The organism is Amycolatopsis sp. NPDC051106 (genome assembly GCF_040682775.1).
Classification (GTDB): domain Bacteria; phylum Actinomycetota; class Actinomycetes; order Mycobacteriales; family Pseudonocardiaceae; genus Amycolatopsis.
Genome location: NZ_JBFBBQ010000180.1, coordinates 1 through 7,266, shown reverse-complemented (window position 1 = coordinate 7,266; position 7,266 = coordinate 1). Strand labels below are relative to the sequence as shown.

Annotated in this window: 7 protein-coding genes; 5 read left to right on the top strand and 2 right to left on the bottom strand. The window is 73.4% G+C overall.

Annotated elements, in window-relative coordinates:
• Positions 1-197: 197 nt before the first annotated feature.
• Entirely contained in the window at positions 198-1,277 is a 1,080-nt protein-coding gene (locus tag AB0M83_RS48100) for a helix-turn-helix domain-containing protein (protein ID WP_364529411.1), read from the bottom strand.
• Positions 1,278-1,356: 79 nt separating this feature from the next.
• Between AB0M83_RS48100 and AB0M83_RS48095 the strand changes: the two genes are divergently transcribed.
• The 5 genes from AB0M83_RS48095 to AB0M83_RS48075 all read left to right on the top strand — a co-directional run bounded on the left by AB0M83_RS48095 (position 1,357) and on the right by AB0M83_RS48075 (position 6,678).
• Positions 1,357-2,202 carry an NAD(P)H-binding protein gene (locus tag AB0M83_RS48095; protein WP_364529408.1) on the top strand — a complete coding sequence of 282 codons (846 nt, stop codon included), beginning with the start codon at positions 1,357-1,359 and terminating at the stop codon, positions 2,200-2,202.
• 55 nt (positions 2,203-2,257) lie between these two features.
• Entirely contained in the window at positions 2,258-2,779 is a 522-nt protein-coding gene (locus AB0M83_RS48090) for a PadR family transcriptional regulator (protein ID WP_364529405.1), read from the top strand.
• On the top strand, positions 2,776-3,462 hold the full coding sequence (locus AB0M83_RS48085; protein WP_364529402.1) for an ABC transporter ATP-binding protein: 687 nt from the start codon (positions 2,776-2,778) through the stop codon (positions 3,460-3,462). Before AB0M83_RS48090 ends, AB0M83_RS48085 begins: the two co-directional genes overlap by 4 nt.
• Positions 3,462-5,687 carry an FtsX-like permease family protein gene (locus AB0M83_RS48080; protein ID WP_364529414.1) on the top strand — a complete coding sequence of 742 codons (2,226 nt, stop codon included), beginning with the start codon at positions 3,462-3,464 and terminating at the stop codon, positions 5,685-5,687. Before AB0M83_RS48085 ends, AB0M83_RS48080 begins: the two co-directional genes overlap by 1 nt.
• Before the next feature lie 166 nt (positions 5,688-5,853).
• Positions 5,854-6,678, top strand: a complete 825-nt coding sequence (locus AB0M83_RS48075) for a hypothetical protein (RefSeq protein ID WP_364529399.1) — start codon at positions 5,854-5,856, stop codon at positions 6,676-6,678.
• A 7-nt stretch (positions 6,679-6,685) separates the two neighbouring features.
• Here AB0M83_RS48075 and AB0M83_RS48070 read toward each other — a convergent pair whose 3' ends face one another.
• Positions 6,686-7,069, bottom strand: a complete 384-nt coding sequence (locus tag AB0M83_RS48070; RefSeq protein ID WP_364529396.1) for a hypothetical protein — start codon at positions 7,067-7,069, stop codon at positions 6,686-6,688.
• Positions 7,070-7,266 lie beyond the last annotated feature (197 nt).

The window sequence follows — 7,266 nt, the reverse complement described above, 5'->3', positions numbered from 1 at the left end:
ATCCCTTCCAGGAGCTCCCGCCCCTGATCAGAGGTGTCCGCCAAACCGGGTCAAGCCCATGGCGCCGGACGCCAGGAATGAGTCATTCACTGCATCGGTGGCGGTGGGCGGACGACATGAACGAGTCGTTCACCGCGTCTGACGAGGTGAAAGGGTGGTTCATAACGTCGCCGCGGCGACCCGCCGCCCCGCGCCGCTCAGTCGCGGCCGAGCCACTCCGCGAGCAGAGCCCGCTCGGCGGCGGTGAGCTTCGCCAGCTCCGCCAGCTCCGCCAGCTCCGCCAGCTCTGGCGGGGCAGCCGGGGCAGCGAGCGTTGCTGCCCCGGGAGCGGGTGGGGGTTCCAGGGGAGCGGGCGAAGCCGCTAGCTTCGCCGAGTCGGCCAGCTCCGCCTGCTCTGCCGTGGCAGCCGGGGGAGCGGGCCGGGCGGCCGGGGTCGCCGGGGCCGCGAGCGTTGCTGCCCCGGGAGTGGATGGGGCTTCCAGAGAAGCGGGCGAAGCCGCCAGCTTCGCCGAGGCGGCCAGCTCCGCCCGCTCTGCCGGAGCCGCCGGCGCAGCGGGCCGAGCCGCCGGGGTCGCCAGGCCTGCGGGTGGTGCCGCCGGGGCAGCGGACGGGGCCGCCAGCTCTGCCAGGGCTGCTGGGGGAGTGGGCGTTGCCGCTGGGGGAGCGGGCCGGGCCGCCGGTGTCGCCGGAGCAGGCGAGGCAGTTGCCGGGGCCGCGGGTGGAGCCGGGGCGTCGGTGAGGATTCGGCCCAGTACCGCCTCGAACATCGCCTCGGCGAGGCCGGGATCTCGCTCCTCCGGAGGCCGTGCCAGCAACGTGAGCACCGCACCGGTCCCGGCCGCGTGGATGAGCTCGACCGCGAGGGGCTCGGGCACCCGAAGCCGGCCGGTCTCCGCGATGCGGTGCACCCGGCCGCGCAGAACCGCCAGGCCCGCCTCGGCCGCCGGGGAGGTCCGGCCCGGCGTCACGAGCAGGCCGAACAGGGAAGCGTTGGCCAAGCCGAAGCCGATGTGCGCGTCCCAGCCGGTGCGCAGGTCCGCGACCGGGTCGCCGTCCCGCGTGGCCGCCTTCCCGGTGACATACGTCGTGAAGACGTGCTCGGCGACGGCGTCGAGCAGCGCGTCCTTGTCCTCGAAGAACCGGTAGAGCGCCGGGGCCTGCAGACCGGCGGCCTGGGCGACCGCGCGGATCGTGAGCGCGGCCGCGCCTTCGGTGTCGAGCAGCCGTGCGGCGGTCTCGAGGATGTGCGCCCGCGTCTCGCTTCGGCTCTTCACCATGATTCCGATGATATCGCACTCTTGCTAGCGACGGTGCTAACGTGGTTAATATCAACGTTAGTCAACGAGAGGATCCATCATGATCGTGATCACCGGGGGAAGCGGCAAGCTCGGCTCCCAGGTCGTCGAGCAGCTGCTGCGGCGTGTCCCGGCCGCGGAGGTCGGCGTCAGCGTCCGCGAGCCCGCGAAGGCGAGTGCGCTGGCCGAACGCGGCGTCCGCGTGCGACGCGGGGACTTCGCCGACCCGGACTCGCTCGCCGACGCGTTCGAAGGCGCTACGCAGGTCCTCGTCGTCTCGACGGACGAGACCGGCGAAGCCGCGCTGCGGCACCACGCCGTGGCGATCGATGCCGCGCGGGACGCCGGCGCCAAGCGCGTGCTCTACACGAGCCACCAGGCCGCGGCCGACGACTCCCTCTTCGCGCCGATGCCCGACCATGCCGCCACCGAACGCCACCTGTCGGCGGCCGGCACCGCGTTCACCGCGCTGCGCAACGGTTTCTATGCCAGCACCGTCCCGCTGCTGCTCGGCCGGGCGCGGGAAACCGGCGAGCTGGTCGCGCCGGCCGACGGGCCCGTGTCGTGGACCGCGCACGCCGATCTCGCCGAAGCCGCGGCCGTCATCCTCGCCGGCGAGGGCCGGTTCGACGGGCCGACGCCGCCCCTGACCGCCCCGGTCGCGCTCGACCTCGAGGACGTCGCCGGCCTCCTCGGCGAGCTCACCGGGCGCACGATCCGCCGGGTGGTCGCCGACGACGACGAGTGGGTGGCGAGCCTGACCGGGCACGGCGTCCCGGCGGGCCAGGCCGCGATGCTGCTCGGCATGTTCCGCGCCGCGCGGCGCGGCGAGTTCGCCGCCACCGGCTCCGACCTCGAAGAACTCATCGAACGGCCGGCGACACCGCTGCGGGCGATCCTCGGCTGATCACTATGAACAGGGTGTATAAACTCCGGCTATACACCCCGTGTACTGTCGCCGCATGTCGATCGGACACACCCTGCTCGGCCTGCTGGAAACCGGCCCCCGGCACGGCTACGACCTCAAGCGCGCCTACGACGACCGGTTCGGGCACGACCGCCGCGTCCACTACGGCCAGGTCTATTCGACGCTGGCCCGGCTGCTCAAGCAGGGACTCGTCGAGGCCGACGGCATCGAGGCCGGCGGCGGCCCGGAGCGCAAGCGGTACGCGATCACCGAGGCCGGGGTCGCCGACGTCGGCACCTGGCTGGCGACCCCGGAGAAGCCGGAGGCGTACCTGCAGAACACGCTCTACACCAAGATCGTGCTCGCCCTGCTCTCCGGCCGTCCGGCCGCCGACGTCCTCGACGTCCAGCGCTCGGCGCACCTCGGCGCCATGCGCGAGCTGACCCGCCGCAAGACCGGTGGCGACCTCGTCGACCAGCTGGTCTGCGACCACGCGCTGTTCCACCTGGAGGCCGACCTCCGCTGGCTGGAGCTGACCGCGGCCCGGCTCGACCAGCTGGCGAAGGAGATCGCGTGAGCACGCCGGAGGTCCTGCTGGAGGCCGGCGGGGTCCGGAAGGCGTTCGGGGCCACCGACGCGCTGACGTCGGCGAGCCTGCGGGTGCGCGCGGGGGAGGTCGTCGCCCTGATGGGCCCGTCCGGGGCGGGCAAGTCGACGCTGCTGCACTGCCTGGCCGGGATCGTCCGGCCGGACGAGGGCACCGTCCGCTACCGGGGCGCCGACCTCACCCTGCTGACCGACCGCGCGCGCTCGGCGTTGCGTCGCACCGACTTCGGCTTCGTCTTCCAGTTCGGCCGGCTCGTCCCGGAGCTGACCTGCCAGGAGAACGTCGCCCTGCCGCTGCGGCTGCACGGCGAGCGGGGCCGGGTGGCGGCGCGGCGGGCCCGCGAAACACTGGCGGAGCTCGGTCTCGCCGAGGTGGCGGGCAAGCGGCCGGGCGAGGTGTCGGGCGGACAGGGCCAGCGGGTGGCGGTGGCTCGCGCGCTCGTGACCGGGCCGCGCGTCGTCTTCGCCGACGAGCCGACCGGGGCCCTGGACTCGCTCAACGGCGAGCAGGTCATGCAGCTGCTGACGACGGCGGCCCGGGAGCGGGACGCGGCGGTCGTGCTGGTGACGCACGAACCCCGCGTCGCGGCGTACTCCGACCGCGAGGTCGTCGTGCGCGACGGCCGGACGCGAGAGCTCGAGGTGACCCGGTGATGCGGCGCTGGGCCGCGGACCTCGCACTCGGGATGCGCCTCGCGCTGGGCGGCGGCGGGGCGCGGACCGCCCTGGTGCGGCTCACGCTGACGGCCGTCGGCGTCGGCCTCGGCGTCGCCGTCCTGCTCACCGCGACGTCGGTGCCGAACCTGCTCGCCGCCCGCGACGACCGGGCGAGCTCGCGGCTCCCCGCCCTCGGCGCGTCCGTCGAAGGCATCGACCCGGTCCACGTGGCCGGCCGGAACGACGAGTTCCGCGGTCGCGGCCTGCAGGGTTACCTCGTGCAGGCCACCGGGCCGCGTCCGCCCGCCGCGCCGGGCGTCGGCCGGCTGCCGGGGCCGGGGGAGGCGGTGCTTTCCCCGGCGCTGGCGGACTTGCTGCGGTCGCCCGGAAGCGAGCTGCTGCGGTCGCGGTTCTCCCAGCGGGTGATCGGCACCATCGGCGACACCGGGTTGACCGGCCCGAACGAGCTCTTCTTCTACGTCGGCTCCGACACCGTCGCGCAGCAGCCGGACTCCGAACTGGTGAGCCGCTTCGGGTTCGCGGCCTCCCACCGCCCCCTGTCCGCGCTCGAACTCCTGCTGGTGGTGGTCGGCGCGACGACGTGCCTCGTGCCGGTGTTCGTCTTCGTCGTCACCAGCACCCGGCTCGCGGCGGCGGCGCGGGACCGGCGGCTCGCCGCGCTGCGGCTGGTCGGCGCGGACCGCGGCCAGGTGCACCGGATCGCGGCGGGGGAGACACTGCTCGGCTCGCTCGCCGGCCTGCTGGCCGGCCTCGCCTTGTTCCAGCTCATCCGCTTACTGGTCCCGGGGATCACCGTGGACGCTTTCCGTGGGGGTCTCTTCGGCGGCGACGTCGTCCCCGACTGGCGGCTCGGGGTGCCGGCCCTGCTGGCGCTGCCGGTGCTGGCGTGCGCGGCGGCCGTGTTCGCGCTGCGGCCGGTCGTCATCGAGCCGCTGGGCGTGGAGCGGCGGGGGACGCGGACCCCGCGGAAGCTGGTGTGGCGCCTGTTCCCGGCGGTCACGGGCGGTGTGCTGCTGCTGACCGGGCTCGGTGGCGACGGTGCCGACAATCCCTCCGTGACCGTCGGGGTGGTCCTCGTCCTCACGGCCGTCCCCCTCGTGCTGCCGTGGGTGGTCGAGCGGGTCGCGGGGCTGCTCGGCGGGGGTTCGCCGGCCTGGCTGCTGGCCGTCCGCCGCCTCCAGCTGGACAGCGCGACGGCGGCGCGCCTGGTCAGCGGCGTCGCCGTGGTGCTGGCCGGATCCATTGCGCTGCAAGGCGTCTACGCCCGCACCGAGCTCGAACGCCCCGCGTCGCAGGACATCCGGGTGCTCGCGAGCTACTACGCCACGAGCGTCGCCGACGGCGAGGCGTTCACCGCCGCCTTCCACGCTCTGCCCGGGCTGGGGGGCGTGCCGGTGCGGACCGGCGTCATGCTGGAGACCGCGTCGGGAGAACGGACCTCGGCCGTCGTCGAGAGCTGTGCGCGGCTGCGCGGCGCGATCGCGGACTGCCGTGACGGCGACGTCTACGCCGCGGCGACCGGGAGCGGCTACGTGCCCGAGCAAGGGGATCACGTGTGGTTCTCCGAGATCCGGCGGGCCCACCGGTCCGACCTTCCACAGTGGACGGTTCCGGCGGTGCACCGGGTGCCGGTGGAGGGGGAGGAGCTGATCGTCACCCCGGCCGCGCTCGCGACGGCGTCGGGCGTCGGGCTGACGGTGTCCGCGACGCTGCCCGGCGCCGATCCGGACCTGGTGGAACGCGTCCGGAACGTGGTGGGCTGGAACGGATCCGTGGCCTCGCTCGGCACCGGGCGGGACGGCACCTCGGCGCTGATCACCCGAGTGCTGTCGGTCGGTTCGGTGCTGGTGCTGCTGTTCGTCGCGGGCAGCCTGCTGGTCGCCGCGTGGGAGCAGCTGCGGGAACGGCGGCGCAGCCTCGCCACGCTCGCGGCGAACGGCGTCGGACGCGGTGTGCTCGCCCGGTCACTGGTGTGGCAGCTGGCGATCCCGGTGGGGGTCGCGGTGCTCGTCGCCGTGCCGGCCGGGCTCGTCCTCGACTGGCTGGTGCTCAGGTTCGTCGTGCACCGCCCGATGACGGCGGACGTGTCGTCGATCGCGCTCCTGACGGCGACCGCGATCGCCGCGGTCCTGCTCGTCACCGCCTTGACACTGCCCGCGTTGTGGCGGACGACGAACCTGGAGAATCTGCGCGAAGAATGACCGGGTAAGGCGGCGGCTCCGGTTGTTTCCGGAGCCGCCGCGCGGAAAGCCGCCCGGTGAGCCGGATTCGCCCGAAAAGGCGCCCTTTTCGCCGTTGTGCCGTAATCCTCCTTCCGTGATCGTGGACACGCCGATATCCGCCGCCCCACGATTTCGAGGCAAGCCGATGCGCACCATGTACGACGCCGTCACCGCGCGGAACATCCTCAAGAAGGACGGCCGGCCCGTGCTCGTGGCCGGGTACATCGACCGGATCAAGCTCGCGCCGTGGACCGCCGCCGACTGGGCGCTCTTCCCGGACGCCCTGAAGGTGCGGATCGTCAAGAAGGCGTCGACCAACGACGGGCACGTCCTGGACGTCGAGCCCGGCGACGCCACGCCGGAGGAGGCGCCGGGCTGGGCCCGGCGGCGGCGGGCGTCGGGATTCGCGTACCCGGTCATCTACTGCAACCGGTCGACCTGGCCGAAGGTGAAGGCGGCGTTCAAGGCCCAGCGCGTCGAGCCGCCGTTGTACTGGATCGCCACGGCCACCGGCAAACGCGAGATCCCCGAAGGCGCGATCGCCGCGCAGTACCTGCTGGACGTCGCGCCCGGCATCGACATCTCCGTCGTGGCCGACTTCTGGCCCGGCGTGGACTCGCCGGGATCCGGAAAACTGACCGTCGAACCGGAAGTGGAACTCATGGAACGCATCACCGTCACCCCGCCCAACGCCGGGCAGAACACGGTCCGGCTGAACCTGTCCGGCAGTGCCGGCGCCGCCTTGGTCGTCCGGCCGCGGATCAACGGCCAAGGCGTGTCGAAGCCGATGTGGGTCGGCAACATCTTCGCGTGGGGCTCGGACAAGACGGGGGTCGGGCACAACCCCAAGTCCGACCCGAACTACGACGACCGGTTGACGTCCCATCGCCGCTTCGCCCTGCCGGGCGCGGTGTGGGCCGATCTCGAGTACAGCGCCGCGGAGCCGTTCGAGATCGACGTCGTCGGCTGAGCGGCGCTCAGGCGTTCAGCCAGTCACTGCAGACGAACACCGGCTTCTTCGCGCAGACGCGGAAGATGCTCACCGGGTTGGCCGACGTGCCCGGAACCTTGGCGCTGCACCCGGAACTGCTGCCGTTGGCGTCGTCCACGTAGCCGCCTCCGCCGCTGCGGAGCAGGAACTGGGCGCGGAAGCCGTAGCCGTCACCGGCGGTGTCGCAGGCGTAGATGCGGGTGTGGCCGTTGGTCACGCCGCCGTAGCCGCAGCGGAACTGGCCCTGGTACTGGCAGCCGTAAACCTCGGCGACGGCGTCGTGCGCCGACGCCGCGGGCGCGAAGCCGACGGTTCCGGCGAGGGCGAGAAACGCCGCGGCGGCGACGGTGGGCAGTTTCCGGTTCGGCACGGTACCTCCAGGTGTCTGTGGTGCGCGGTCCACTCCGGACACCCGGAACCGGTTGGGCCCGGCGGGGGATGTCACCTGATCGGCGCAACGGCCGGCCCCTTGCCGGGCGTCGGCTCGCGTACCCGGAGGGTCGGCTCACGTACCTGGAGAGTCGGCTCGCGTACCTGGAGAGTCGGCTCGTGAACCGACCGTCCAGG

What these genes read in the sequence shown, in the direction of transcription:
- AB0M83_RS48090 (WP_364529405.1), top strand. Translation starts at nt 2,258, where the DNA reads ATGTCGATCGGACACACCCTGCTCGGCCTGCTGGAAACCGGCCCCCGG.
- AB0M83_RS48075 (WP_364529399.1), top strand. Translation starts at nt 5,854, where the DNA reads ATGCGCACCATGTACGACGCCGTCACCGCGCGGAACATCCTCAAGAAG.
- AB0M83_RS48080 (WP_364529414.1), top strand. Translation starts at nt 3,462, where the DNA reads ATGCGGCGCTGGGCCGCGGACCTCGCACTCGGGATGCGCCTCGCGCTG.
- AB0M83_RS48095 (WP_364529408.1), top strand. Translation starts at nt 1,357, where the DNA reads ATGATCGTGATCACCGGGGGAAGCGGCAAGCTCGGCTCCCAGGTCGTC.
- AB0M83_RS48100 (WP_364529411.1), bottom strand. Translation starts at nt 1,277, where the DNA reads ATGGTGAAGAGCCGAAGCGAGACGCGGGCGCACATCCTCGAGACCGCC.